At 36.3% G+C, this 26,432-nt stretch carries 25 protein-coding genes and 1 pseudogene; 17 read left to right on the top strand and 9 right to left on the bottom strand.

What is annotated here, in order from left to right:
• Nucleotide 1: 1 nt before the first annotated feature.
• The gene (locus IPH66_11245) at nucleotides 2-664 is read left to right on the top strand and encodes a hypothetical protein (GenBank protein ID MBK7129925.1); all 663 of its coding nucleotides are present in this window, start codon (nucleotides 2-4) and stop codon (nucleotides 662-664) included.
• Between the two features lie 39 nt (nucleotides 665-703).
• Here the strand turns inward: IPH66_11245 and IPH66_11240 are convergent, their stop codons facing one another.
• Together IPH66_11240 and IPH66_11235 are read right to left on the bottom strand one after the other, a co-directional pair.
• Nucleotides 704-1,633, bottom strand: coding sequence for a hypothetical protein (locus tag IPH66_11240; GenBank protein MBK7129924.1), 930 nt, complete (start codon nucleotides 1,631-1,633; stop codon nucleotides 704-706).
• Complete coding sequence (locus IPH66_11235; protein MBK7129923.1) at nucleotides 1,626-2,156, bottom strand: hypothetical protein; 531 nt, start codon at nucleotides 2,154-2,156, stop codon at nucleotides 1,626-1,628. Before IPH66_11235 ends, IPH66_11240 begins: the two co-directional genes overlap by 8 nt.
• Before the next feature lie 124 nt (nucleotides 2,157-2,280).
• Between IPH66_11235 and fahA the strand changes: the two genes are divergently transcribed.
• Genes fahA through IPH66_11220 form a run of 3 tightly spaced genes read left to right on the top strand, consistent with a single transcriptional unit; the run spans nucleotide 2,281 to nucleotide 7,074 of the window.
• Complete coding sequence (fahA, locus tag IPH66_11230; protein ID MBK7129922.1) at nucleotides 2,281-3,552, top strand: fumarylacetoacetase; 1,272 nt, start codon at nucleotides 2,281-2,283, stop codon at nucleotides 3,550-3,552.
• A gap of 22 nt (nucleotides 3,553-3,574) precedes the next feature.
• Nucleotides 3,575-4,846: a toxin-antitoxin system YwqK family antitoxin gene (locus tag IPH66_11225; GenBank protein MBK7129921.1), complete on the top strand. Its 1,272-nt coding sequence runs from the start codon at nucleotides 3,575-3,577 to the stop codon at nucleotides 4,844-4,846.
• Nucleotides 4,847-4,857: 11 nt separating this feature from the next.
• Nucleotides 4,858-7,074, top strand: coding sequence for a bifunctional (p)ppGpp synthetase/guanosine-3',5'-bis(diphosphate) 3'-pyrophosphohydrolase (locus IPH66_11220; protein MBK7129920.1), 2,217 nt, complete (start codon nucleotides 4,858-4,860; stop codon nucleotides 7,072-7,074).
• A gap of 34 nt (nucleotides 7,075-7,108) precedes the next feature.
• Here the strand turns inward: IPH66_11220 and IPH66_11215 are convergent, their stop codons facing one another.
• Genes IPH66_11215 through IPH66_11205 form a run of 3 tightly spaced genes read right to left on the bottom strand, consistent with a single transcriptional unit; the run spans nucleotide 7,109 to nucleotide 11,908 of the window.
• On the bottom strand, nucleotides 7,109-7,972 hold the full coding sequence (locus IPH66_11215; GenBank protein MBK7129919.1) for a hypothetical protein: 864 nt from the start codon (nucleotides 7,970-7,972) through the stop codon (nucleotides 7,109-7,111).
• The gene (locus IPH66_11210; protein MBK7129918.1) at nucleotides 7,972-10,218 is read right to left on the bottom strand and encodes a M48 family metallopeptidase; all 2,247 of its coding nucleotides are present in this window, start codon (nucleotides 10,216-10,218) and stop codon (nucleotides 7,972-7,974) included. Before IPH66_11210 ends, IPH66_11215 begins: the two co-directional genes overlap by 1 nt.
• A gap of 40 nt (nucleotides 10,219-10,258) precedes the next feature.
• Entirely contained in the window at nucleotides 10,259-11,908 is a 1,650-nt protein-coding gene (locus tag IPH66_11205) for a hypothetical protein (protein MBK7129917.1), read from the bottom strand.
• Between the two features lie 397 nt (nucleotides 11,909-12,305).
• Here IPH66_11205 and IPH66_11200 point away from each other — a divergent pair, with 397 nt between their 5' ends.
• The 8 genes and pseudogenes from IPH66_11200 to IPH66_11165 all read left to right on the top strand — a co-directional run bounded on the left by IPH66_11200 (nucleotide 12,306) and on the right by IPH66_11165 (nucleotide 20,734).
• The gene (locus IPH66_11200; GenBank protein MBK7129916.1) at nucleotides 12,306-12,935 is read left to right on the top strand and encodes a hypothetical protein; all 630 of its coding nucleotides are present in this window, start codon (nucleotides 12,306-12,308) and stop codon (nucleotides 12,933-12,935) included.
• Nucleotides 12,936-12,937: 2 nt separating this feature from the next.
• A complete protein-coding gene (locus IPH66_11195; GenBank protein ID MBK7129915.1) occupies nucleotides 12,938-13,816 on the top strand; it encodes a DnaJ domain-containing protein in 879 nt (292 codons plus the stop codon).
• Nucleotides 13,817-13,936: 120 nt separating this feature from the next.
• Nucleotides 13,937-14,794 carry a ChaN family lipoprotein gene (locus IPH66_11190; protein MBK7129914.1) on the top strand — a complete coding sequence of 286 codons (858 nt, stop codon included), beginning with the start codon at nucleotides 13,937-13,939 and terminating at the stop codon, nucleotides 14,792-14,794.
• A gap of 42 nt (nucleotides 14,795-14,836) precedes the next feature.
• Entirely contained in the window at nucleotides 14,837-15,418 is a 582-nt protein-coding gene (locus IPH66_11185) for a 7-carboxy-7-deazaguanine synthase QueE (GenBank protein MBK7129913.1), read from the top strand.
• A 344-nt stretch (nucleotides 15,419-15,762) separates the two neighbouring features.
• Entirely contained in the window at nucleotides 15,763-17,799 is a 2,037-nt protein-coding gene (locus IPH66_11180; protein MBK7129912.1) for a PD40 domain-containing protein, read from the top strand.
• Between the two features lie 41 nt (nucleotides 17,800-17,840).
• Entirely contained in the window at nucleotides 17,841-18,743 is a 903-nt protein-coding gene (locus IPH66_11175; GenBank protein ID MBK7129911.1) for a geranylgeranylglycerol-phosphate geranylgeranyltransferase, read from the top strand.
• Nucleotides 18,744-18,920: 177 nt separating this feature from the next.
• Nucleotides 18,921-20,429 (top strand): annotated as a pseudogene (locus tag IPH66_11170) (IS1634 family transposase).
• Nucleotides 20,430-20,443: 14 nt separating this feature from the next.
• Nucleotides 20,444-20,734, top strand: a complete 291-nt coding sequence (locus tag IPH66_11165; GenBank protein ID MBK7129910.1) for a hypothetical protein — start codon at nucleotides 20,444-20,446, stop codon at nucleotides 20,732-20,734.
• Between the two features lie 65 nt (nucleotides 20,735-20,799).
• Here the strand turns inward: IPH66_11165 and IPH66_11160 are convergent, their stop codons facing one another.
• Complete coding sequence (locus IPH66_11160; protein ID MBK7129909.1) at nucleotides 20,800-21,528, bottom strand: hypothetical protein; 729 nt, start codon at nucleotides 21,526-21,528, stop codon at nucleotides 20,800-20,802.
• 209 nt (nucleotides 21,529-21,737) lie between these two features.
• Here IPH66_11160 and IPH66_11155 point away from each other — a divergent pair, with 209 nt between their 5' ends.
• From IPH66_11155 to IPH66_11140, 4 genes are read left to right on the top strand one after another with little or no spacing between them, the layout of a single operon-like run.
• Nucleotides 21,738-22,001, top strand: a complete 264-nt coding sequence (locus IPH66_11155) for a transposase (protein MBK7129908.1) — start codon at nucleotides 21,738-21,740, stop codon at nucleotides 21,999-22,001.
• Between the two features lie 18 nt (nucleotides 22,002-22,019).
• Nucleotides 22,020-22,343, top strand: a complete 324-nt coding sequence (locus tag IPH66_11150) for a transposase (protein ID MBK7129907.1) — start codon at nucleotides 22,020-22,022, stop codon at nucleotides 22,341-22,343.
• The gene (locus IPH66_11145; protein ID MBK7129906.1) at nucleotides 22,300-22,860 is read left to right on the top strand and encodes an IS3 family transposase; all 561 of its coding nucleotides are present in this window, start codon (nucleotides 22,300-22,302) and stop codon (nucleotides 22,858-22,860) included. Before IPH66_11150 ends, IPH66_11145 begins: the two co-directional genes overlap by 44 nt.
• A gap of 14 nt (nucleotides 22,861-22,874) precedes the next feature.
• Entirely contained in the window at nucleotides 22,875-23,219 is a 345-nt protein-coding gene (locus IPH66_11140; protein MBK7129905.1) for a hypothetical protein, read from the top strand.
• A 49-nt stretch (nucleotides 23,220-23,268) separates the two neighbouring features.
• Here the strand turns inward: IPH66_11140 and IPH66_11135 are convergent, their stop codons facing one another.
• Genes IPH66_11135 through IPH66_11125 form a run of 3 tightly spaced genes read right to left on the bottom strand, consistent with a single transcriptional unit; the run spans nucleotide 23,269 to nucleotide 24,712 of the window.
• Complete coding sequence (locus tag IPH66_11135) at nucleotides 23,269-23,898, bottom strand: hypothetical protein (GenBank protein ID MBK7129904.1); 630 nt, start codon at nucleotides 23,896-23,898, stop codon at nucleotides 23,269-23,271.
• A gap of 5 nt (nucleotides 23,899-23,903) precedes the next feature.
• Nucleotides 23,904-24,122: a DUF5071 domain-containing protein gene (locus IPH66_11130; protein MBK7129903.1), complete on the bottom strand. Its 219-nt coding sequence runs from the start codon at nucleotides 24,120-24,122 to the stop codon at nucleotides 23,904-23,906.
• Complete coding sequence (locus IPH66_11125; protein ID MBK7129902.1) at nucleotides 24,122-24,712, bottom strand: hypothetical protein; 591 nt, start codon at nucleotides 24,710-24,712, stop codon at nucleotides 24,122-24,124. The genes IPH66_11130 and IPH66_11125 overlap by 1 nt, the downstream gene beginning before the upstream one ends.
• A gap of 340 nt (nucleotides 24,713-25,052) precedes the next feature.
• On the opposite strand from IPH66_11125, the gene ffh reads away from it, so the two are divergent.
• A complete protein-coding gene (gene ffh / locus IPH66_11120; GenBank protein MBK7129901.1) occupies nucleotides 25,053-26,408 on the top strand; it encodes a signal recognition particle protein in 1,356 nt (451 codons plus the stop codon).
• The last annotated feature ends 24 nt before the right edge of the window (nucleotides 26,409-26,432 follow it).

The following is a 26,432-nucleotide window of genomic DNA, read 5'->3' as shown; positions in this document are numbered from 1 at the left end:
TATGAAAATTGATTTAGGTAATTTTAAAAAATTTGGTTTTGAGGTTTTCATCATATTCACCGGAATTACACTTTCATTTTTATTTGACGAATGGCGATCAGAACGACAACGAGTTGAAATTGAGCAAGAATATTTTATTCGACTTAAAAGCGACTTAACTCATGATACAAGTACCTATGAATCATTCATGCAGCATTCAATTGAAAAATACAAATACTGTGAAGTTGCACTAGGATATTTTAGCGGTGACTCATTAGCCGATTCTATTTTTTCATTTATTAATAGTGTGTTCTTATTCACCCCTTATCAGCATACTTATCAGGAAATGTTAAGCACAGGTTCGCTTTATTCTATGAAAACTGATACTTTGAAATATGACCTCATTGAGTATTATTCTTTAGTATCGGAGTTGATCAGGATAAATGATATTGCTATTGAAATTAATGATCGTACCCAGCAAATACTCAATAGACATCTTGAATTGATATCTGAAGAAAATAACTTTGGAAAATTTAAAATTGCGGTTCCGTTATCAGATAATTTGGAGTTGAAAAATTTAATATTTGAGAGTAGGACTTATACAGGTTTTTTAAAGGGATTTATTCCTTTGCTCAATGAATCAGCAAAGAAATTAATTGATCTCATTGAACAAAATGAGGAATAAAATAATCTGAACGTTGAAGAACGAAACGTGCTTTGCAGTTCACTTCCGCAAAGAAATTTTTCTCTGCATCCATGCTAATTGATTGTCATCAAGAAAAGGGAGATAGACAATACACATAAAAATTCCGAATGTAAATATGCCCATACCAAACGCAATACTGAGGTGAAAAAATACGCCAAAAAGCAAGAACGGAATTTTAATTTTCTTGAACCAAACTAAGAGTGAAAATAATCCCTGATAGGCTAAAATGAGATAGGTGGCAAGTGCAGAAATAGTTGTATTGTCTGCAAAAATAAACTTCATCAATCCACTTGAGTAACCGTCAATTTGGGCAATGTACATGACAGCTGCGCCTGATGTCCAGTTCTCATCCAGCAATTTATAAAAGGTGCTGAAGAAATATAAAATACAAATCTGAATCAGCAGAATGATAAAAAAAGTATTGTTGAAAATAGTTTGCAAAAAACTGAATTCTGTTTGTTCTGTCCGATCAATTTTCCATTGTAGTTTAAAAAGAGATTTAGTTTCTTTACGCTGGATAAACATTAAATAGAAGAGCAGAATACTTGCTAATACTTCAGCTCCGGTAAACATGAGATATCCTTTCAGAAAAAGATTGGTAGTAAAAAAATAAATCATCACAGAAGAAATTTTCGGCAGTATTCTGAAAATTCCCGTGAATAAAAAAACGAGTTGACCTGCTATAAACATTTGGTACAACCAAGGGAATTTTGCGTTAGCCGGATGGCTCAAAACATTCAACAAAGCATACGATCCTTGTTGCCAGGTTGGTATTGAAAAATTCCAGCCGCGTGTACCAATCACTCCTTCATATCCCCAAATTTCATAAGCAGCCGGAATTAATGTGAGTGTATTGATAAAAAGAAAAATATACAGCACACGTCTGAATATTTCAACTTTATACCAGTATTGAAATGGGTTGGTGAAATATGTCAGCAACTTATTCATGACTTTGTTCTGAATTATTTTTCCAGATAAATTTTGGCAAAATCACTGAGCCCTTTTCATCTGTTTGAACATTGTGATAAAAGCAGTGCATTAACGCGCTGTCAGGTCTTTTTTGATATTGCATTTCTGCCGTGCCATAAATAAATTTACTGGCAGACCACCATGCTGAAGTGTATTTAAAAGCCTGAGTACTATCAGCCGGAAAGGCTTCATACAATGAAATTCCCAGGTAATTCAAATCAAGACTGATAAAATGGAGGAGATTAGATTCACCCAATGCCAGTTCGGCGTGATGTGTTACGCGGAAAGCCGCATGTTTTTCTTCTGCTGTTTGCATGGGGTCAACCCAATCCGTTGAATCAGGTCCAAAATAATATTTAATCTTCAAATCACTGTTAAGAATTGGAGCCGGAGCAAATAAACTCCAGGTTTGTTCAAAAACCGGTTGAACGTAGTGAGCTGAGGCAGATTGTAGGCTGCGGGGAATGTAACCAGCGGGAAAAGCGTAAATAATAATCGTCACAGTATGAAATAGAACAAATAAAAATGCACACCAGCCTATTCGTATTTTGTTTTGAGGAGACACGTCTTTCCGTTGTAAATCACTTAAATTTGTCCAATGTACCAAAAACTTTCGTAAATCTACTATGTCATTCATCATACCGGCAAATGCCACATCATGGGTTGAAAGCGCCAATGGCTCGGGATTCCCAATACAAAACATGCCTTACGGAATATTTATTGCCGGAGCAAAAAATAAACGCGTAGGGGTTGCATTAGGTAATTCTGTCATTGATCTGGCTGTATTATTTCAGGAAGGATATTTTAAAAATTTACCATTCACGCTAGAAGATTTTGTTTCAGATTACCTGAATAATTTTATGATGAAAGGTAAGCCGACATGCGGATCAGTGCGCAAAAGATTATATGAAATTTTCATGGCAGGTTCTTCTGAACAAATCAAGGATGAGACCCTGTTGAAAAAAGTGCTTATTCCATTGCATGAAGTTGTAATGCAATTGCCTGTTAAAGTTGGTGATTATACTGATTTTTATTCAAGTCGTGAGCATGCAACTAATGTGGGGGTGATGTTTCGTGATCCGGCAAATGCGTTGTTGCCAAACTGGTTGCACATTCCGGTTGGTTACCATGGCAGAGCTTCATCCATTATTCTTTCTGGACAACCTATATACAGGCCAAAGGGACAACAACTGCCTGTTGAAAATGAACCCCCGGTGTTTGGTCCGTCTAAACAACTTGACTTTGAACTTGAATTGGCGTTTACAACTTTTCAAGGCAAACCAATAGGAGAATCAATCACCACCAAAGAGGCTAATGAATTTATTTTTGGCATGTGTCTTTTCAATGATTGGTCAGCGCGTGATATTCAAAAATGGGAGTATGTTCCGCTTGGACCGTTTCTAGCTAAAAATTTCGCATCGTCTGTTGCCCCTTGGATTGTGCCTCTTGAAGCGTTGGAATATTTCAGAATACCGGGACCTGTGCAAGAACCTAAAGTGTTGCCATATCTTGAATACTCAGGTAACAAACATTTGGATATTCAATTAGAAGTGATAATTCAAACCGAAGACGGAACAGAAAATATCATTTCAAAATCAAATTACAAACACATGTACTGGAACATGAATCAGCAATTGGCGCATCATACCATCAACGGATGCAACATCAATTGCGGTGACATGATGGCATCAGGAACTATTTCAGGTACAGCTCCTGATTCATTTGGTTCTATGCTTGAACTTGCATGGAAAGGAACCAAACCATTGAAATTGAAAGATGGTACTGAAAGAAAATTCATCCAAGATGGTGATACCGTGGTAATGCGCGGTTATTGTCAGAATGAAAATTTTAAACTATCTTTTGGAGAAGTGAGAACAAGAGTGATGCCTGCAAAATAATGATTAAACAAATGATAAGAGTATGATTCGGAAATTGGTTTTTATTCTGTTTGCTTTCATGTTGCTGCAATCTAGTTTTGCGCAAAAACATAAAGAGTATTATGAAAACGGAAATCTGAAAGAAACCGGAAAATACAAACATAACGTACCGGTAAAGCATTGGATATTTTATCATGAGAATGGAAAAATTTGGGCTGAAGGTGAATATGTCAAGGGAGTGAAACACGGGGTGTGGAATTATTATCACGAGTCCGGTGAACCGTCAGAAACCGGTAATTATAACATGGGTGAAGAAGATGGTGTATGGACAGGTTATCTCAAAGACGGCAAAATATCATACACCGGAACATATCAGAATGGTAACAGAATTGGTGAATGGAAATACTATCATGATAATGGTGTGCTCTCTGAAAAAGGATCATTTGATGATGATATTCAAACAGGCAAATGGATGTATTATTTTGAAAACGGTACATTGAAAAAAGAGGGCAATTGGAAAGATGGAAAAGCATCGGGAGAATGGATGTATTATAATGAAGCCGGACAATTATCAGAAAAAGGAATTTGGCAAGGAGATCAACAAGTAGGACGCTGGACTTATTATTATCCCGCGGGAGCAGTAGAGGAAGAAGGTGATTTTGTTGATGGTCAAGCACACGGCGAATGGAAATATTATTATGAAAACGGTGCGTTGAAAAAAATTGGATCATGGCAGCATGGAAAAAATGCCGGAATGTGGACGTATTATTATCCATCAGGAGCAGTTGAGAAAAAAGGAATTTGGGATGATGATAAACAAACCGGGCGTTGGATTTATTATCATGAAAATGGAAATATAGAAGAAGAGGGAGATTACGATACTACCGGAAAACAAACCGGTGAGTGGAAATATTATGATGAAAACGGAATATTAAATCATCACGGAATTTGGATAGATGGTGTGCAAAGCGGAGTGTGGACATATTATTACGCCAACGGAAAAATTGAAAAATCCGGAGAATGGAAAAACGGACTTGCTGATGGAAAATGGATTTATTATCATGAAGAAGGATATAAAGTAGAGGAGGGTACATGGGTTCAAGGTCAGCAAACCGGATTTTGGATTTACTATTATCCAAACGGAAATATTGAGCAATCGGGCACTTGGGTGAATGGTGTACAGCAAGGAGTTTGGATGTTTTTTAATAAAAACGGAATCATCAGTGAAGAGGGAGAAGTGAAAGATGGTAAACCGGTTGGCATTTGGAAATATTACGATAAGAAAGGAAAATATTCACATTCCCTCACCCGATGATACCCTGAGATATGACCGGAGAAACCTATACAGAAATTGATTTGGAAAAAGAGCGCCGAGAAATTCTCAAGGCGTATCGTGGTTTACTTTGGGCATCACGTCATGTGCGTGATAAAGAAGATACGCGTTTGATCAGAAAAGCGTTTGACCTTTCCGTTGAGGCGCACAAAGATATGCGCCGCAAATCAGGTGAACCCTATATTTTTCATCCAATTGCTGTGGCGCGTATTTGTTGTGAAGAAATGGGATTGGGTACAACGGCTATTGTATGTGCATTACTTCATGACACGGTAGAAGACACCTATATCACGCTGAATGACATTGAAGAAATGTTTGGTCTAAAAGTGAGAACTATCATCAATGGATTGACAAAAATTCCAGAAGTTTTTGATGACAATATTTCACTTCAGGCTGAAAATTTCAGAAAATTAATTCTGACTATTTCAGATGATTTGCGCGTGGCATTTATCAAAATTGCAGATCGTTTGCATAATATGCGTACGCTAAGTTCTATGCGACCTGACAAGCGATTGAAGATTTGCAGTGAAACAGAATTTCTATACGCACCCCTTGCTCACCGGTTTGGATTTAATGCCATAAAAAATGAATTTGAAGACATCATCTTTAAATACAAAGAACCTGACAAGTATGTTGAAATTGAAAGCAAACTTGAAAAAACAAAGGAAATTCGAAACCGTTTTATCAGGCATTTTATCAATCCAATAAAAAAAGTTTTAGAAAAAGAAGGAATAGATTTCAGTATAAAAGCCCGCACAAAAAGTATTCCCAGCATATCAAAAAAAATTCATCAGAAAAAAGTAAGTTTTGATGAGATCTTTGACATTTTTGCCATACGGATTATTTATGATACACCGGTTGAAAATGAGAAACCAATGGCCTGGAGAATTTATTCCATTGTTACTGATTTTTACCAGCCCAATCCTGATCGTTTGCGTGATTGGATTTCAATTCCAAAAGCTAACGGATATGAGTCATTGCACACCACAGTGATGAGTCCAACAGGCAAATGGGTTGAAGTGCAAATTCGCAGCGGACGTATGGATGAGATAGCAGAAAAGGGATACGCTGCTCACTGGAAATACAAAGAAAATAATCAAGAGAATATAAATCTCATTGATCGTTGGGTTGGTGAGATACGTGATTTGCTTGAGAATCCTGAAGCCAATGCGGAAGAGTTTATAGACGAATTCAAATTGAATTTGTTTACAGATGAGATTTATGTTTTTACACCCAACGGTGATTTGCGTGTCTTGCCAAAAAATGCAACCACACTTGATTTTGCTTTTGATATTCATACCGATGTTGGATTGAGTTGTATTGGTGCCAAAGTGAATGGTAAACTCATGCCTATTTCACACGTTTTGAAAAGTGGTGATCAGGTTGAAATTATCAGATCTAAAAAACAAGAACCAAAAGAAGATTGGCTGAAATTTGTAGGTACTGCGCGTGCCAAATCAAAAATAAAATCTGCGCTGAAAGAAGAACAGAAGCGAATTGCGGCAGACGGAAAAGAAATTTTACAACGCAAATTTACTCAACTGCATGTCAACTTCACCAGTGAAAATATCACGGTGATTGAAAAGCATTTTCAAATACCCAATACGCTTGAACTTTATTTTCAGATTGCTAAAGGTAAACTTGATCTCAGTAGGTTGCGTGAAATTGAAGTATCAGGCAAAAATTTTGTATTGCCACGCAAGGTAGAGAAAACTGAAAACACGACTGCTTTGCAAAATGTCATTTCATGTGTTGACAGTAAAAAGGATACCATAATTATTGGGGAAGATTTTAAAGACATTGAATACAAATTAGCTAATTGCTGCACGCCTATTCCAGGTGATGATGTTTTTGGATTTATCACAGCAACAGAAGGAATAAAAATACACCGCATTAATTGTCCTAATGCCACCAGATTGATGTCTAATTATGCTTACCGTATCATAAAAGCCACATGGCGCAGCAAGCATTTAAAAGAGCGTTTGGCAGGTATAAAAATAACAGGTATTGACGATGTTGGAATTGTAAATACCATTACCAGTATTATTTCGCAGGAGCATCGTGTGAATATGAAATCTATTTCATTTGAGTCAAACGACGGTATTTTTGAAGGGAAGATCATGTTGTTTGTTTACGATACCGAACACCTAGACAAACTCATGATTCAGTTTGAGCAAATACAAGGTGTGAAATCAGTTGAGCGGATTTAGTATCAGAATAATTCGCAAGATTCTACAGGAACAGCTACAAACAAATTTTCAGTCCAATCTCTACTTGTAACAAGTGATAAATTCTTAATGAACGCATGGCATATTTTTCCCATGTCTTTTCATAATTATTGTTGAAATCTAGTTTATTTTCATCTCGCAAATTGAAGCCATATTCTGAGATTAAATTGTCAACCCGATAAGTTGAAAACAAAGGAGCTGACATGCCAACGTTCAATATAATATGATCAGTGATTGGATACATTCTACCAATTCTTATTTTGAGTTGAAAACTGGTGATTCTTTTTTCTTCATCAATAACTAGATTGATTGGTTCTTGCGTACCTGTCGTATAATTGTGGTATGTGAGATGTTGACTACCTGAGTTGGCTGCATAGATGTAAGAGCAAGATGTGCTATCAGATAAATGCATACTTCCAAAATTTAAGGAGAATCCAATGTATTTACCAATAGGCGCCATGCTACCATGTCTGAAAATGTCAAGCGCAAAAAAACCTCCATGGTAATTTGCATTTGCATGTTCGCTGAATACATAAGTGGTGTTAGACGACCCCCAATAATTGCTAAAGTTTAATTCTCCGTCAGTACCTAAAAATCTGTGTCCTGCGTAGAAATTAATTTTTGCAAATTGATATCCGGCTGTAAGTTGAATTTTTTTTGACATAGCCCGGGAATAAGAAACCGCAAAACTTTGGTTGATCCATTTCCAACGGTATTTTACATATCCGTCAAGTTGCTTGGCAGTGTATGCCTGTGAAGGTACCATGTTGTACTGTATCATGAAACCATTTTTTGAACCAAGGTAACCGGCGGTTTGGGCTGACAAATTTTGTTTTGAAAGTCCGTAAATCACACTCAGGAGTACTAAATACTTTATCATTATTTTTTGTTTTTAGGATCAGAACTTAACTGATATAATACGTCATAAATATATGCTTTCAATATACCGTCAATGCCTTTGAGATTGACGCTGGTGACTTGTTCAAATTCTACGTCATCTGTTTCAGAATTTATACTGAGTGCCAGAATATCAAAGTAGTTGTGTACAATGAGCAAATCAATGATTACAAGAGGAATTGTGTAAATAAACATGATGCCATACCAGTGAACGCCCGTCATTTCAGTACGCTCTTTGTAGGCATAAATACCACTGAATAAAAAATGAGAGGTACCATATTTTTCTTGCAAAATACTCATTTGATCATGGCAAGACGATATCATATCAATTTCATCGTGCTCACTCACTTCAGATATCCATCTCAAAAGCAATCCAAGATCATTGTATTCATCAACATCATCAGCCGTGAGGTTTTTTGAGTCAACCAACTGGGTTTCTAAATCAAGTCCGTTATACTCTGATGTGTACATTTCTGAGACGCTGATTTTTTTATCTTCAGATTTGAAGTGATTCTGTTTTTCATTCAGTTTATAATTTTCATACATTGGATTTACCACAACTAATTTGTCAATGCCCAGATGTTTTGGTTTTTTAGTTAACGCCGATTTTTGTTCAAGCAGCATGGCTTCTTTTTGCTCTTGTTCTTTTTCTTCTTCTGCTTTGATGATTGTTTTAAGTTCGTTGATCAAGTCATGCTCTTTCACCAAATCATGTAGTGCAAATAAATGAAATTCAGCGTTTGTAGCATCCGTTTCAGATACTGTACTCAATTCATTCAGTTTTTTCTTCAGTCTGATTTTTTCATATTTTGACAAATCAGATTCATCTATTTTACGAATTGAATCTTCAATGTCAAATTGCTCTGTCACTGTTTGTGAATACTGAATGTGTTCTTCAAAACTGCGCTCTGAAAAATCTGTTGGTTTTACACCTGAATTCATTGCCAATTCTTTTTTTATGTCCGCTAGATATTCTTGAAATATTTTATCGTCCGGATATTTTTTGGCGATATCATAAATGTTTCTGAATGAAATTACGTTGAGTTGTGGTTTAGATAAATTTTTCAGAAACTGGTGAAGGGTATAGCTTTCGCCTTCAATTTTAGATGGTTTTACAGTTACTTCACTATAACGACCGTGGTTTTTATATTTTGTTAATCCATATAAACACTTTACCAAGCTTAAGTCAAGAAATTTATTGTCTGCATATTGTCTTTTTAATAGATACACCATGTAAAGTGCAGATCCGTAAGAGCGCTCAGCCAAGGCAATATTGATACTTTCAAAACGGCACAAATCACGTACTTTGAAAAAATCATCTTCTGACACTACAAATTTTTTATCTCCTTTTGAAGTTCGATCACCCAAATAATCTAAGCCGGCATCTATTCTGTTTTGAATGTTTGGGTGGCTATGACCGTCGTCGTCATAATCAATTTCCTGTGTAATTTGATTGATTGTATCAGGGAAAAGAGAACCCGGTACTTTCATGGTACTTGTTGAGAAGAAATTTGTGTCAAATGAAATGTCATCAAATGGAAGGTACGTATAATGCAATACTTCAAAACCGGTGAATATTTCTTCTACGTTGTACTCAGTATTTAAATACATGTCAATTCCCTTTTCATCGGCTTCTAATTCGAGCTCCTTACTGTAATTGCTGATGAGTTCTAGTCTGTTTCTATATTTTGTGTTTCTGTATTGTCCGTTTCCATTGGATATTTTGGCTGTTTCAACATATTCACTGCGCACGTGTTTTTCAGTGTAGTGAGATATTTCATGACAAAGTATATAGGCAAGTTGTGCTTCTGATTCTAACTGAGCTAGTAAACCTGTTGTGAAAAGTATTACCCCCTGATCAGTGGAATAAGCGTTGGCAATATTTGATCTCAAAATATAAAAGCGCAACTCATTTTGGAGTGTGTTTTCACCCCTTAGTGCATATCTGGCTACTTTATTCAGATAATTTGAAACAGGCTCATTGAAAAGAATCTGTCCGCTGAGAAGAAGTTCATCAAAAATGAAACGGGTTGAAATAAAAAAGTTTTTATCCAGTTCATCGTCTTTGTTAACACGTAAATCTTCCTCATATTTTCGTGATGATAGGGTTGTAAAATCATCGGGTAGTTTGCCTCCGCATTGGAGTGATGTAAACTTTTCCAGCTGCTGACTGAAAACAGAACCTGTACAGAGCAGAATGACCAATAAAATAATTCCTGTTTTTTTCATACTTAAATAATGTCTAGCAATTTCCTAAATTAAATGTAAACTAAAATGCAATAGTACCTATTTTGTCTCCTTTTGAACTTCTGGCATATAAAAACACAAGTTGACCACTTATTTTTTCGCATGCTTTTGGCACTAATCTCAATCCTCCTTCTTCAAATTCAAATAATATTTCTTTGGATTGTTCTCCTTCAGAATCAAGATTTACGCTCACCCCAATAGTTGAGCCTTTCAATTCCTTTTTTTCAGCATTTGACATGCCTTCAGTATCCATGTTATTTAATTTTCTGTCGTTATAAATTATTCTTACATCATTTTCATTTTGTAGTGTGAAATACGATGAATAATATCCGCCGTCATTAGCACTAACCTGATGTTTTTCAATGATAGTTTTCCATGCCAGATTGCCGTCAGCATCATAATTCACGGCAATAATATTATTGTAATAATAGTAATATGTGGTTGTGGTATATGTACTGCCGTTGGCGCCACGGTGCGTATGAGTAACTATACGAACGTAATATTGCTCAGCGAGCATCAGGCTTGATCCATCCGGTTTTGAAATTAAGTGATTTACATCGTAATTGTAGAAAACCGGTTCATCTACATTTTTACCTTTATCTTGTTTTTCATCATAGTTCTCTTTTTTCTTTTCAGACCAGGTTGAGGTAATGAAATCATCTTCAAAATCAGTAAAAGTTGATGTTGTAATATCAAAAGTCTGGTCAACACCAATGATAAAACTACCTGCAACGCCTTTTCCATCACTGCTGTACAAACCACCAATGCTTAATCCACCTGCTTGATTGAAGTCTATGGTGATACTCTCTATTGTTTTTTCTTCTGTATCAATTATTGTTGAAAGTACCTCGTCTGTTGAAAAGTCAATTAGCAAAAGATGTAAGTCGCCGAGCACTATTTTATCGCGCTGAAAAACTCCTTTATCATTATTTTCTTCAATGATCATATCATAGCCTAATAGATATACTTCTCCTTCATTTGAAACTTTGGTGCGGATGGTGTAAAAATTATTTACCGGAATTTTGAATTGTGATTCTTCAATAATTTCTCCAGCTTCTCCAAAAAGCAAACCCTTGATGCTGATATTTCCTGCCGCAATATCTTCTTCAGTGGTAGTTGAAGTTATTTCAGGTGTCATATAAAAAGCGAATTCACCATTCTCTGAAATTTCCATCCCAGAATTGAGTTTGTATGATAGTAAATCAAGACTCTGAGACTGCGTTAGCATAAAAGAACTCTTGCCGGCGTTCATCATGTAAATTTCACTGATTTTCTTTGGTTCTGAGAGGGCTAATGAACCGGGGTCAACAGTTTGGATAAAGGTATAACTTGTTCTCATTTTTTTATCAAAATAGCCTGTCATGAAAACAGGTGTCCCTTTAAACATAAAGTGGTCCATCAAATACAATTTATTTTTATCGTAAACAAGTTCAATCAAAACAGATCCTTGAAGCGTAAGATTAGTGACTGAGTATTTTTCAATGTATCTTTTTCCCTTAATGATGCGTGTGATATAAATTGATTCTCCATCTTGACCAATGATATCCGGTGACAAAGTTTTGGACGTTATTTCAAAGAGTTCGCTCCATTTAATTTCTCCTTCAAAGTTTTGATCTTGCGCTGTGAGGTTCAAGGCAACGAATGTGATAGTAAAAAACAATAATTTTTTCATTGTGTTATTTGATCAGTTTAAAAGTTATAAGTTTATAATTTCTCAACATACTGTATGAAAATATCAAAGCATCAATGATCCTTGACTATTCCGTATCGCGGTTAAAAAAGAAATGATGTCATTCGGGTTAAATGAATCTGATTCCGGCGTGAATTTAGCGAATTATTCAGCATTGATTTTGTGCATTCCGTTTTTTATTTATTTCTCAATTAAAAGAAATGAGTGCAAAGACAGAAGTGTTTTACAATGAGTAATTTGCATGGTTGTCTCGGTTTATTCTGTTTATTGAAAAAGAATTGACTCATCAGGTGCTTGTATAATCTGCATCATATTTTCTACATTGAACGATAGGTTTATTAATCATTCGAAATATTTTCTTTTTCCTATCTTTAACTTCATGCAAAGTAAAAACAACCCAATTTCATTACAAGAAAAAATGCGTCTTGCTGCAGAACGCACCAAGCAGCTTAAGGAAAAAGAGCAAGCAGAAGAAGGAGCGTATTTTCAAAAAATCAGTTCTGGTACTAATTGGAAAATTTTTAAAATATTCTCCTATTATTGTTTAGGCCTAGCCTTGCTGATTACTGTTGAAACGGTATTTGATGGTGGCCGAACCCACTTGTCGTCCAGTGATTATGTTTTTCATTCAGGTGCTATGCAACAAGGTGATGATTGGTATTTTCCAAAATACACTGAGTTGACCGGATTTTTAGATACCAGTTTTTGCGTAGTGAATTCGCCTGTTTTCGGTGCACCAAAATATCTCTCTTGGACATCAGGTTATCAAGATACGAAAACACCATTAACCTACACTGAATATGATGTCTGGCGGTTTAATTCTATTTATAGTTATTACATCTATATTCAAATTATCTTGCTGATTCCCTTATTGGTAATGTGGTATAAGCGCCCAACGGCTATGTTTAAATTTGGCAGGATGTTGTGCCTGTTTTTAATTTTTCCGGCAAGTATTTATTTACTTTTTGTCACTTTTGGTATTACAGATTTGTTACCACTTAATCGTTAACCATGCCAGACGAACGTCTGAGATATTTTAAAGTACTAGGTATTAACCCAACAGATAATGTGGATGCTATTAAAAAAGCATACCGCAAAATGGCTTTTAAATATCATCCTGATAAAAATAATTCAGCTGATGCACACCAGAAATTTTTGTTGATCACTGAGGCGTATGAAGTGCTTACAGGTCAACGCAAACATCAGACAACAAAGCCTGTTCGGCAGAAGTCAGATGATGAAATACTGGCTGAAAAAATTGCCTTTGCTAAAGCACGTTTTAAATTTCAGCAAGAAGAAGAAGAAAGAAAAGATGCAGCTTATTTTGCCATGATCACCGGAGGCTGGAAATGGAAATGGTTCAAGGCAGGTGCGTGGTACGCCTTTATTGTGTCTATTATGCTAACGCTTGATTTTTTTGCTACTTCAGAGTTTGAAACCATTCCTGAATATGAATTGTCAAGGGTAAGACATTTCCATTTTGTGAGTGCCTATAGTGAAAAGTTTAGTATTGAAGAGCCTGCGTATTGGCAGAATGATTATTACGGGCAGGTCTGCGGACATCGCAGTTTTTTATTTCATGATTTGAAAGCTGTTTCAGTTATTCTTGATCCACCTGTGATAGATCCCGATAATCATGCTGACCGCATGAAATTACTTGATTCATTTGACCAATATAAATTGTACACCGTGAAATCATACGATTCAATGTATGGTACTTTTCCCTTAGTGCAATTTTTTCTTTGTGTACCCTTATTGCTGGTTGTCTATAAACGGCCGGTACTGCGTTTCTCAATTTGGCGGTTGGTTTCAATCTACATTCTTTATCCCTTGGCCATTTTTATCTTATTTTCAAATGACAGGCTGCTGCACCTGTTGGGTATCTTTTAGTTCCTTTCATCAAGTACTTAGCTCAAGCTTACAAAAAAGCCTTATTTTTGAATTATTACGATATCAACGGGGAAGTATCTGAAGTAAAAAATTCCCTGATCACACATTTGAAAAATGCACATGAAAAAAACTGTAATTCTTGGATTGACGATACTTTTTTCGTCACTTTCATTTACTAAAGAGCAACCTGCGTATGTTCTTTACAACGCCAAAGGCAAAGAAACTACTTATGAAAAAATGGTAGAAAATCTTGAAGGGAAAGATTATGTTTTCTTTGGAGAGTATCACAATAATCCTATCTCTCACTGGTTGCAATATGAGTTGACTAAATCATGTTATGATCTGAAAAAAAATGACCTGATATTGGGCGCTGAAATGTTTGAAGCCGACAATCAATACATCATGGATGAATATTTGAACGGGTTAATCTCAGAAAAAAGTTTCATGGATGAAGTACGCCTATGGCCAAACTATAATACGGATTATAAACCCTTGCTTGAATTTGCAAAAGTGAATAAATTGCTATTCATTGCTACAAATATTCCGCGTAGATATGCGAGCATGGTCTATAAGAAAGGTGTAGAGTCATTGAATAGTTTGTCTGATCTTGCAAAAACATATATTGTTCCGCTCAATACGTTTGAATTTGATACTACTGTGAATTGTTATAAAGAATTATTGAATTCTGATCACGGCGGATACAACATGGCCATTGCTCAGGCTATTAAAGATGCGACCATGGCTTACTTTATTAAAAAGAATCTGCCACCTGATGGTTTATTTCTGCATTATAATGGGGCATACCATTCTGATCATTATGAAGGCATCATTCATTATCTGAAAAAAGATGTGAGCATGGAAAAAATCATGACTATCTCAACCGTCACTCAAGCAGATGTTACCAAGCTTTCAGAAGAGAATATGGGCATTGCTGATTTTATTATTTGCGTGCCTGAAACCATGACAACTACTCATTAAGCTTCACTTGTGAATCACGTTTCTTCAAATAGCCTTCCCGTGATGGAAGAATTTTATTCTCTGCAAGGTGAAGGTTTTCATACAGGACGCGCCGCTTACTTCATTCGTCTTGCGGGTTGTGATGTTGGTTGTGTTTGGTGTGATGTCAAAGAAAGCTGGGACAAAACTGCTCACCCGGTAGTTGCCGTTGATGAAATAGTGAACAGAGCAAAAAAATCAGGAACAGATTTTGTTATCATAACCGGAGGTGAACCCTGTTTGCATGATTTGAATTATTTAACTCAAGAACTAAAAAAAACCGGATTGCTGGTTGCACTTGAAACATCAGGATCATCTAAAATTACCGGAGAATTTGACTGGATTTGTGTATCGCCTAAAAAATTTAAAGCACCTTTACCTGAAGCGTTTGAACGAGCGCATGAATTGAAAATAGTTATCTTTAACAAGCATGATTTTGACTGGGCTGAGGAACACTCAATGAAGGTAAAACAAGAATGTAAATTATTTTTACAGCCTGAATGGGATAAGCGAGAGGAAGTGTTACCAATGATGATTGATTACGTTAAGTCTCATGTGAAGTGGAGGGTTTCGTTGCAGACGCATAGGGTTTTGGGGGTTAGGTAGGACGGAGGTTTCGCTAGGGCGGTGGTTTCGCTAGTACAGATGTTACGCTAGGACGGTGGTTGCGGTAGGTCGGTGTGTCGGTAGGGCGGTGGTTTCGCTAGTACAGATGTTACGCTAGGACTGTGGTTGCGGTAGGTCGGTGTGTCAGTAGGTCGGTGTGTCGGTAGGTCGGTGGTTGCGGTAGGACGGAGGTTTCGCTAGGACGGTGGTTGCGATAGGTCGGTGTGTCGGTAGGTCGGTGGTTGGGGTAGTACAGAGGTTTCGCTAGGACGGTGGTTGCGGTAGGAAGGAATAGGGGAAAGACTAAAGTTGATTAAACGAATATAGAATTAAAATAGGTTAATATGAACGGAAGATTGCCAATTCAAAAAATCATGTTGATGCTTGGGGTGTTTTTTTATGCCTTGGTGTCGTGTGCTCAAATGGGACAATGGGATACTAAAAGTAAAAAGGCTATTAAGTATGCTGAGGCAGGGATGGATGCGATAAATCAAATCAATCCTCAAACCGGGTATCCTGATTATGAAACGGGAATTGCGTACATGGATAAAGCGATTGCAAAGGATCCTTTGTTCTCTGATGCGTATTTGCTGAAGGCTGAATTTTGTATTCAGATTGGACGTGTGCAGGAGGCGATTGCAGCATATAAGAAAGTGCTGGAAGTGAAACCAACCGTGTCATCAACGGGTTATATTTATTTTGATCTTGCTTTGCTTGAATGGTCTGAAGGTTTGTATGAAGATGCTTTGAAGCATGCAAAAATTTATCAGTCTTATCCTAATGCAAATCCTGAAATGCTGATTGAGGCAAAATGGGTGATTGCAAATTGTGAATTCGCGGTGGAGGCTATTAAAAATCCTCTTCCGTTTAATCCTATTAATGTGGGATCGGGTGTGAATACGGCTGATCCGGAATATTTTCCAACGCTTACGGTAGATCAACAACAGCTTTTGTTCACACGACGTGTCACGCAGTCTAATGGATATTTTCAAGAAGATTTTTTCATCAGTGATAATTTAAACGGGTATTGGAATATGGGTGAGCCGATGCCAAAAAACATTAATACTCCCAACAATGAAGGTGCACCAACTTTTGCACCTGACGGACGCACGTTGATTTTTGTTGGATGTGTAGATGAACGCTACGGTTATGGTGAAGGACGCCGCGGATACGGAAGTTGTGATTTGTTCATCACGCAAAAAGTGGGAAATACTTGGTATGATCCCATTAATCTGCCTGGTGGTGTAAATACACAAAATTGGGAAACTCAACCTTCACTGTCTGCTGATGGAAAAACACTTTATTTTATCAGAGGACCTATTCGTGGAAGTGGTGCTAAAAATATTCGCAACGGAGATATTTATGTTTCTTATTTGCAAGATGACGGATCATGGAGTGAAGCAAAAAAATTGCCTGATAATATCAATACACCAAAATCTGAATCGTCAGTGCTCATTCACCCTGACGGCAAAACATTGTACTTTGCGTCTAACGGACATATTGGAATGGGTGGTTATGATTTATACATGACTACTTTACAACCTGATGGCACTTGGAGTGATCCAAAAAATCTAGGCTATCCTATCAATACACAACATGATGAAAATTCATTGCTTGTTTATGCTGATGGCAAAGTAGCCGTGTTTGCTTCTGATCGTCCGGGCGGAATGGGTGAACTTGATTTGTATGAATTTGAAATGCCTGAAGAAATTCGCCCGACAAAAACTATTTACATGACCGGAACTGTCTTTGATTCAAAAACAAATCAAAAACTGCGTGCTGATTTTCGCCTCATTGATCTTGAAACAAAAGAAGAAGTGGTATACTCGTATTCTGATTCTAAAACCGGATCTTTTTTAGTTACCCTGCCCGTGAATAAAGATTATGCTCTCTTTGTTGAACGCGATGGATATTTGCCTTACAGTGTCAATTTTACGCTAACGGTTCCTGAAAATTCTGATGAACCTTATCATCGTGATATTCCGCTGGTAGCCTTGAATTCTGTTGGTGATGAAATTACGCTTGAAAATGTTTTCTTTGATTTGGATTCTTATAATTTGCGACCTGAATCATACATTGAATTAGATAAATTGGCGCAATACTTGACAGATAATCCGGGATTAAAAATTGAATTGCAAGGTCACACCGATACGCAAGGTGATGATAAACATAATTTAGAACTCAGCCAAAACAGAGCCAAGGCAGTTTACGATTATCTTATTTCAAAAGGAATTGCAAAAGAGCGTTTAACCTACAAAGGATTTGGAGAAACACAACCTGTAATTACGGATGAAGAAATTGCAAAACTTACTACCGATAAAGAAATAAAAGCAGCGCATCAGAAAAACAGACGCACAGTCTATAAAATTGTCGCTATTTAATATGTTGCACCAAATGCTCAGCAATAAAAACAAGTAAACTCATGATGAAGCTGTATCATTTTTTGAGATTGATCAGAACCATGAATTTGGTTGTCATTGCTGTGACTATGGGGGTATTTCAAAAATTCATCACACGAGGAACATATATTGACTTATTGCAGGCAGATTTTTTATTATTGGTACTTTCTACTTTGCTTATTGCGGCTGCGGGTAATATCATCAATGATTATTTTGATGTGAAAGCTGACAGGGTGAATAAACCTGAGTTGTTGATCATTGACAAGTATATTAAAAGACGTTGGGCTATTTTGTTTAATTGGGTTTTCAATTCCATTGGTCTTTGCATTGCACTTTATCTTGGATGGAAATATCAAGATTGGATGATTCCTCTCATTCCTTTTATTTGCATCAATGTGTTGTGGTTTTATTCCATGTATTTTAAGCGAACATTTTTTGCAGGTAATTTTTTAGTGGCTATACTAACCGGTCTCGTTCCGGTTTATGTTTTGATTTTTAATGATCCACTTTCACCGGTGTTTGTCACCAATACATGGCTTTTTGCAAGTTTTGCTTTTGGCACCAATTTGGTGCGTGAAATTGTGAAAGATGTGGCTGATATCAAAGGTGACTTATTACTTGGAAGCAAATCAATTCCAATAAAATGGGGTTTAGATAATACGCGATATCTTTTATTTGCGCTAACCATTTTATTACTTGTCGGAATGATAGGAGTCATGGTGATTCTATTTCAATTTTTACCTGAAATGATTTTGCATGCGCCACAACAAATTGTTGCACTCATTCTTATTAGTCTGGCGGTGTTGGTGACTTTTTGTTCTCTCTTTTTTCTGCCTTCATTTCCAAACAGACGGAAGTATTTAATGGCGGCCAATTTGCTAAAGCTTGCCATGTTATTCGGCTTGTTGATTCCCTTGTTTATCTAAAGCTTAACACCCCATTGCAATTTCAAAGATGAGGAGTTTAGAAATTTTCTTGCCTGTTTTTTCCTGACTTCCGCACTTTTTCTAAGCTCAAATATTATCTATAAGTAAATCAAGTATATAGACGCTAAAAACAACAGCTTTTGGGTGTCCCAGAGTCTCGTTTATTACTTTTACTTCATGTTTATTCGCAAAAAGAAAAATAAAAGCGGGAAAATTTCAGTTCAGATTATAGATAAAAGTTCTGGTAGTTATAAGGTATTACATACCGTTGGAGTTGGTTCAGATCAGGAGGAAATATCTGATTTGGTTAAAAGAGGTCATGCCTGGATAAGAAACTTTTCAGGTGCTCAGGAACTCGATTTTTCAAATGTACTAGAACAAGCCGTTAAGTTTTTTAGACGGAATAGAAACCCTTAAACGTGTTGGTTATGATTTATTGTTAGGTCGAATTTTTGACGAGATAGGATTTGATAAAATCAAAGATGAATTTTTCAGGGAACTTGTTTTAGGTCGTATCGCATATCCCAAAAGCAAATTAAAGACCACAGAATATCTTCTGCGTTACAAACAAATTGATTGGAGTGAAGATCAGCTTTATCGTTATCTTGATAAGCTTTACAATAGACACAAAAAATTTGTACAACAAATCAGCTATGATCATACGCTTAAGATTTTGAACAATCAAATCAGTGTTGTCTTTTATGATGTAACAACACTTTACTTTGAAATTGATCAGGAAGATGAACTTCGGAAAACGGGTTTTTCTAAAGAAGGTAAACATCAAAATCCTCAAATAGTGCTTGGCTTGTTAGTGAGTAAAAATGGCTATCCGCTGGCGTATGAAATTTTTGAAGGAAACAAGTTTGAAGGACATACAATGCTCCCCGTGGTTAATGCTTTTAAAGAAAAATACAACCTCAAGCAATTAGTAATAATAGCAGATAGCGGACTACTTTCAAAATCAAATATAGATGAACTTCAAAGCAAAAATCACGAGTTTATTTTAGGAGCGCGAATAAAAAATGAAACTGCATCTGTCAAAGAAAAAATTCTTTCTCTAAAACTTAAAAACGGACAAAGTACGGTTATAAGAAAAGGGAATTTAAAACTCATTATTACTTATTCTGATGATCGAGCCAAGAAAGACAGCTATAATCGTGAAAAAGGCTTGAGAAAAATAGCCAAACAAATACGAACCGGACGCCTGACCAAATCAAACATAAACAACCGCGGATATAATAAATTTCTAAAGATGGATGGTGAAATACTCGTTGCTCTTAATCAAGAAAAATTGCACAAGACTGCAAATGGGATGGACTTAAAGGGTATCTCACGAATGCTAAACTCAATAAAAAACAAATCATTGAAAACTACCATCATCTGTGGCAGATTGAAAAAGCATTTAGAATATCAAAATCAGATTTGAAAATAAGACCAATCTATCACCGCTTGCAGCGCCGAATTGAAGCTCATATTTGTATTTCTTTTGTCGCTTATAAAATTTACAAAGAACTTGAAAGGCAACTCAACGAGAAAGGCGCGGAAATAAGCGCAAACAAAGCGATTGAGATCGCTGAAAATATTACAGAAATATCCGTCGTTTTAGATGGTTATAACGACAAAATCAAAAGACTACTTTTGTTAACCAATGAACAAAAATACCTCGCTGAATTATTTTCCTTTTAAGTTTGGGTGTCCCAGTGCGGAAGTCAGGAGATGTGGCTGATATCAAAGGTGACTTATTACTTGGAAGCAAATCAATTCCAATAAAATGGGGTTTAGATAATACGCGATATCTTTTATTTGCGCTAACCATTTTATTACTTGTCGGAATGATAGGAGTCATGGTGATTCTATTTCAATTTTTACCTGAAATGATTTTGCATGCGCCACAACAAATTGTTGCACTCATTCTTATTAGTCTGGCGGTGTTGGTGACTTTTTGTTCTCTCTTTTTCTGCCTTCATTTCCAAACAGACGGAAGTATTTAATGGCGGCCAATTTGCTAAAGCTTGCCATGTTATTCGGCTTGTTGATTCCCTTGTTTATCTAAAGCTTAACACCCCATTGCAATTTCAAAGATGAGGAGTTTAGAAATTTTCTTGCCTGTTTTTTTATCTTTTCCGGTTACGCTGAAAAAAACTCTGCTGATTGAAGAATGAGATGGTAGTTCATTCACACTTTGATTATTTGCAATCAATCCTTCATAAAATTCATCACAATGTTCCCGCACAGCTTGCTTAAATTCTGCCATAGACACATCTGGGAACTTACTGTTATCATCCGAATCATAATCATCTGTAATGTATATTCCATTGGTGTCAGGGGTTAATTGATGCCATGGTGAAGTGTAATGTTTCCAGTTAATCATATCGCAATGCGGACCTTCATCACTAATTGATACACTTGTTTCATAGCGTTGAGAAATTTTAATATCCGTGATGTTTTCAGTTTGATAACTGATTTGAATGCCTTCAACATCCCACCCAAGTTCAACAAACATACTCACGGTATCAGGTTGAATATGTTTCAAAGTCTCTTGCTCATCATAAATCATGGTGCCGCTGAGAATTATATCAATTTCGTTGAATCGGATACGTACAACGGTATCTGCGCTGTAATCGTCTTCAATCGGCAAGTTGTTTATGGCCTCTTCAGTTTTTGTTGTATCCAAAATGCTCGTTATATCAACCGGTGTCTCATCAACCGGGACATCCGTCTTACATCCAACACAACAAAAAGCTAATGAAAATAAAAGTAGGATATACGATTTATAATATCTCATAGTCACATATTTGAGTTGAAGATAAGAGATTTATTATATTTAAGTTTTGGTTAAATACGAAATTATCAAACCATATGTCAACAAGTAAAATTTCCTCCATTTTCTTCTCCTTTATTTTGAGTGCGATTTGTTTATCATGTGATAAGCTATAGTTCACCCCAAATTTAAGAACACTGGTCTAATTTGAAAAAATAACTAAATTCAAATCTATGACCTCAAGAAGAAAGAGAAGGAACTTCAACCCGGAGTTCAAAGTAAAAGTAGTTCTGGAAGCTCTGAAAGAACGAGAATCAATTCAGCAACTCGCTCAGAAGTATGAAATTCATCCAAATCAGATTACTGCCTGGAAACAAGAATTTGTAAAAAATGCGGCGTGTATTTTTTCATCTGACCAAAAAGATACAGCGATGAGTGATAAAGATCGCGAAAATCTGTTAGCGCATTGGACAACTTCAGGGAAAATGACTTTTTAAAAAAAGTCTCTCCTAGAAATGAGTATTGATCAACGCAGGATGATAGTTGAAAAGTCACATCCAAAACTTTCAATCAGAAGGCAGTGCCAACTTTTAGAAATATCGCCATCGAGTTTGTATTACAAACCAAAAGGCGAATCACAATTAAACTTGTTTTTAATGAAAAAAATTGATGAACAATACCTGAATAAACCTTTTTGGGGAGTTCCACGAATGACACGTTGGTTGAGAGAGCACGGCTACCGAGTGGACAAAAAAAGAATCGGCAGACTTTATAAATTATTGGATTTGAAAGCCATTGTTCCTGGGCCACACATCAAAATCCCATCCACATCATTTTAAATATCCTTATCTGCTCAGAAATTTAAAAATCGAAAAATCGAATCAGGTTTGGGCCACTGACATTACCTGTATTCCAATGAAAACCGGCTACCTATATCTGTCGGCAATTATGGATTTGCACAGTCGTTTTATAGTTGGCTGGAGCTTGTCAAACACAATGGAAGCGTCATGGTGCACGGCAGTGATGAAAGATGCGATCGCGCGTCATGGTAAACCTCAAATTGTAAATACTGATCAGGGATCGCAATACACTTCTTCAGAACACACTGAACTTTTAAAACAAAATGACATCAAAATTTCAATGGATGGAACGGGAAGAGCCATTGACAATATTTTTATCGAACGCTTTTGGAGAACGCTCAAATACGAGCACTTAAAGTTCAAAGATTACCACAACGGTATTGAACTTTACAAGGTGATCGAGGAATTTATGAACGATTACAATTTTGATAGGATGCATAGCTCACTTGATTACAAAAGGCCAGCAAATATTTATTCCAAAAATGATGCAGCTTAAAAAAACAATTAATTTTGAACGACCTCTGTTCTAAGAAGTGGGTAAACTATAAGCATAAGGCAGAAAAGTTTGCTGGTTTATATCAGTGTCAGGTGGATTACTATTATTTTGATATTACTCCCATGATCGTTGACACTACTTATATTGACACCCTTGAAGTGCAGAGAGACGGGGTAAACCTATACTTATTTAATAGATCAATTCCGGTTGACTCAGTCAGAAAAGAGAACGAGTACAAAGAATTTGAACTACATGATCAATTCACTTTACAATTTATTGATGATAGCATTTACGTATATCTGAGTTCAGGCGGACTTGGAGGCAATGCATCTTACACGTATGCGGGGAAAAAGATTTAACGGAGTGAGGGGAGTTGATGTCAGGTACTAAGTGCGCCTATTTACATCATTATTTTTGCATATCCACAAGATTTCGTAATTCAATGAAGGGCATGAGAGAGTCTCTCATTTCTAAATTGAGTGGGGTCCATTCTATCCAATCTATTTCTTTAACAACGTCTTCTTCTCCAAGAAGATTATCGAGTAATACAAAAGTCGCTTCCTGCATTTCTCCAGTGCTGTCATAGTTTAATATGTTAAGTTGAACACCAAATTGGTTGTTTTGAGTTGAATATTGAAAATAAATATCAGAATATGAGATGATATATTTGCCATACTCAATAACAAAGCCATCTCCCGGAATACGTTGTCTAAACGCAAAAACATTCCATGAATCATAATTAGGAGCTACTTCAACTAATTTTGAAACAGCTGGAAATATTTCAATCATTCCATCTGCAGTGAAAGTTAAATTTAGCGTATTGTTATCGCCATAACTAATTTCAAAAAATATCTGAGGGTTTACCTGATGAAGCTCAGTCAATATTTCTTGATTGTGCTGGTCAATATTTACACCATTGATATAATCAGAATAGAACTCTTTTTCGATTGATGAAAACCAATTCCAGAATGCAATTTCCTTGCTCTTTGATTTACAGCCAAACAACCCAAACAAGGATAAGATAAAAAGGTATTTCACTTTCTTTATGATAGAATTTCTCTGGTTAATTGGTCAACGTATTCAACAATCTCTCGTTTCGTTGGGTGAAAAGCTATTCTTTGAAGTTCATGAAGTACTCCAGAATCTTTTACCAAACGACCAATACGTGAAATTATCCAATATTTCCATATTGCATTGTTCCCATGTAGTATTTCTTTGACTTGCCAATTGTAAGAGTAAAGGTTTGTAATAAATCTCTTTATTAAATGTCCATGACAAAATTAAGATCAAAATTGAAGAAATTATTTTTTATTTTGAACCAATTATCCAGCTGATCCCATTTCCCACTTATCGTGTATGATGGTCCAAATTTCAACCAAACGATTCCTATTTTTAAGCCAATTTTTGGATTTATCGTACGTAAATAAAAATCATCGTTAACTTTTTTTCCATCAGGAAATCCACGGACAAATGCAATGGAATTATCAATTGTCAAAGGACCTATTTTAAAACCTACCCAAGTTGTCATACTTAAAGCAACTTGAAATAGTCCAAATATAGTTAGATCAGCAGCGCCATACATTCCATACTTGGGAAAGTCAACTCCAAAAGAGCTATTCTTTTTTTGCTTTCCAAATGATACTGTTCCCATCACCCCAATTTTAGGTAGAAACATACTAATAAACGTCTCCCTACCGAGTGCTAAACCCATATATAGGTGGGGTTTGATACTTTGTTTAATTCTTGAATTAAAGATATTTTCTTCTGCTAAACCGTTGATATTGAACAAAGCCATTAGATATATTAATACTATTATTTTGCTAATATTTCTTAGTTCGATTTTATATCTCATAAATAACCTATGTCTGACGAATGTAAACTGAACAAAAAAGGAATAAGTCGCTAAATAGTTGTGTTTTAGCCAAACCTATGAATTTTTTTCCAATCATTAAGCATCTTCCTTGCATGTGTTTTTTCGTTGGTAATTTGTTAGGTACGACTCCGGTTTGTCTTGCTATAAAAATACGAATTCAGGTCGAAATATTTTTTAGGCACCAGAAATAAAGTTCGATTGAGTTCAATCTAAAGCGTATGGATATGTTGTAATGATTGGCACCAAGGTGAGAAATATTTTCTCGTTTCTCATCCCCCCAATTTTGCTATCTTTGTCACGCAAATAAAAGGATACGGGTATGTTTGAAAGTTTATCAGAGAAGTTTGACCGAGCGCTCAAGGTATTAAAAGGTCAGGGACAAATCACTGAAATTAACGTGGCTGAAACACTGAAAGAAGTTCGCCGCGCTTTGCTTGATGCCGATGTTAGTTTTAATACCGCACGTGATTTTACACAACAGGTAAAAGAAAAAGCATTGGGTAGAAATGTACTTACTGCAATTTCTCCCGGGCAATTGCTCACCAAAATTTGTCATGAAGAGTTGATTGAATTGATGGGCGGCACGCAAGCTGAACTCAATATCAAAGGTAATCCCGGTATCATTCTGATGTCAGGTCTACAGGGTTCTGGTAAAACAACGCATACCGGTAAACTGGCAAGTTTTTTAAAAAACAAAAAAGGTAAAAATCCGCTGCTTGTTGCTTGTGACGTTTATCGTCCTGCCGCTATTGATCAGTTGCATGTACTGGGTGAACAGTTGGGTATTGAAGTGTACTCAAACAAAGAAGAGAAAAATCCGGTAAAAATTGCAAAAGATGCGATTGCTTATGCCAAAACAAAAAGTTTCAATGTTGTCATTGTAGATACCGCCGGTCGTTTGGCTGTTGATGAAGAGATGATGACTGAAATTGCTGAAATAAAAAAAGCAATCAATCCTTCTGAAACTTTATTTGTTGTTGACGCCATGACCGGTCAGGATGCTGTCAACACAGCTAAAGCATTTAATGATCGTATCAATTTTGACGGCGTTATTCTCACCAAATTAGATGGTGATACACGAGGTGGTGCTGCGCTATCAATAAAATCTGTTGTTGACAAGCCTATCAAGTTTGTTGGTACCGGTGAAAAAATGGATGCCTTGGATGTGTTCTATCCGGCTCGTATGGCTGATCGTATTTTGGGAATGGGAGATGTTGTGTCTCTCGTTGAAAAGGCGCAGGAACAATATGATGAGGCTGAGGCAAAAAAACTGCAGAAGAAAATTGCCCAGAATAAATTTGATTTTGATGATTTCTACGCACAAATTCAGCAAATCAAAAAAATGGGTAATGTCAAAGATTTGATGGGTATGATTCCGGGCATGAGTAAAGCTATGAAAGATGTAAATGTTGATGATGATGCATTCAAAGGCATTGAAGCTATTATTCAATCCATGACACCCAAAGAAAGAGCCAATCCTGATATCATTAACGTATCTCGCAAAAACCGAATTGCAACTGGAAGCGGAACCAATGTCAACGAGGTGAATAAACTGCTCAAGCAATTCCATGAAACTAAAAAAGTGATGCACATGATGAGCAATAAAAAGAACATGGCTAACATGATGCGTCAGATGAAAGGCATGCGTGGAATGCCCGGTATGCCCGGAATGTAGGTTGATGAGTGCTAGTTCATAATA

This window comes from Crocinitomicaceae bacterium, from assembly GCA_016708105.1.
Lineage (GTDB): Bacteria > Bacteroidota > Bacteroidia > Flavobacteriales_D > Crocinitomicaceae > JADJGJ01.
Note: the sequence above shows the minus strand (reverse complement) of the source record. Positions and strands in the feature narration are given on the sequence as shown.

Bases quoted from the DNA above. Each gene is read 5' to 3' on its own strand.
- IPH66_11245 (MBK7129925.1), top strand. From the start codon at position 2: ATGAAAATTGATTTAGGTAATTTTAAAAAATTTGGTTTTGAGGTTTTC.
- IPH66_11240 (MBK7129924.1), bottom strand. From the start codon at position 1,633: ATGAATAAGTTGCTGACATATTTCACCAACCCATTTCAATACTGGTAT.
- fahA (MBK7129922.1), top strand. From the start codon at position 2,281: ATGTCATTCATCATACCGGCAAATGCCACATCATGGGTTGAAAGCGCC.
- IPH66_11225 (MBK7129921.1), top strand. From the start codon at position 3,575: ATGATTCGGAAATTGGTTTTTATTCTGTTTGCTTTCATGTTGCTGCAA.
- IPH66_11220 (MBK7129920.1), top strand. From the start codon at position 4,858: ATGACCGGAGAAACCTATACAGAAATTGATTTGGAAAAAGAGCGCCGA.
- IPH66_11215 (MBK7129919.1), bottom strand. From the start codon at position 7,972: ATGATAAAGTATTTAGTACTCCTGAGTGTGATTTACGGACTTTCAAAA.
- IPH66_11210 (MBK7129918.1), bottom strand. From the start codon at position 10,218: ATGAAAAAAACAGGAATTATTTTATTGGTCATTCTGCTCTGTACAGGT.
- IPH66_11205 (MBK7129917.1), bottom strand. From the start codon at position 11,908: ATGAAAAAATTATTGTTTTTTACTATCACATTCGTTGCCTTGAACCTC.
- IPH66_11200 (MBK7129916.1), top strand. From the start codon at position 12,306: ATGCAAAGTAAAAACAACCCAATTTCATTACAAGAAAAAATGCGTCTT.
- IPH66_11195 (MBK7129915.1), top strand. From the start codon at position 12,938: ATGCCAGACGAACGTCTGAGATATTTTAAAGTACTAGGTATTAACCCA.
- IPH66_11190 (MBK7129914.1), top strand. From the start codon at position 13,937: ATGAAAAAAACTGTAATTCTTGGATTGACGATACTTTTTTCGTCACTT.
- IPH66_11185 (MBK7129913.1), top strand. From the start codon at position 14,837: ATGGAAGAATTTTATTCTCTGCAAGGTGAAGGTTTTCATACAGGACGC.
- IPH66_11180 (MBK7129912.1), top strand. From the start codon at position 15,763: ATGAACGGAAGATTGCCAATTCAAAAAATCATGTTGATGCTTGGGGTG.
- IPH66_11175 (MBK7129911.1), top strand. From the start codon at position 17,841: ATGATGAAGCTGTATCATTTTTTGAGATTGATCAGAACCATGAATTTG.
- IPH66_11160 (MBK7129909.1), bottom strand. From the start codon at position 21,528: ATGAGATATTATAAATCGTATATCCTACTTTTATTTTCATTAGCTTTT.
- IPH66_11155 (MBK7129908.1), top strand. From the start codon at position 21,738: ATGACCTCAAGAAGAAAGAGAAGGAACTTCAACCCGGAGTTCAAAGTA.
- IPH66_11150 (MBK7129907.1), top strand. From the start codon at position 22,020: ATGAGTATTGATCAACGCAGGATGATAGTTGAAAAGTCACATCCAAAA.
- IPH66_11125 (MBK7129902.1), bottom strand. From the start codon at position 24,712: ATGAGATATAAAATCGAACTAAGAAATATTAGCAAAATAATAGTATTA.
- ffh (MBK7129901.1), top strand. From the start codon at position 25,053: ATGTTTGAAAGTTTATCAGAGAAGTTTGACCGAGCGCTCAAGGTATTA.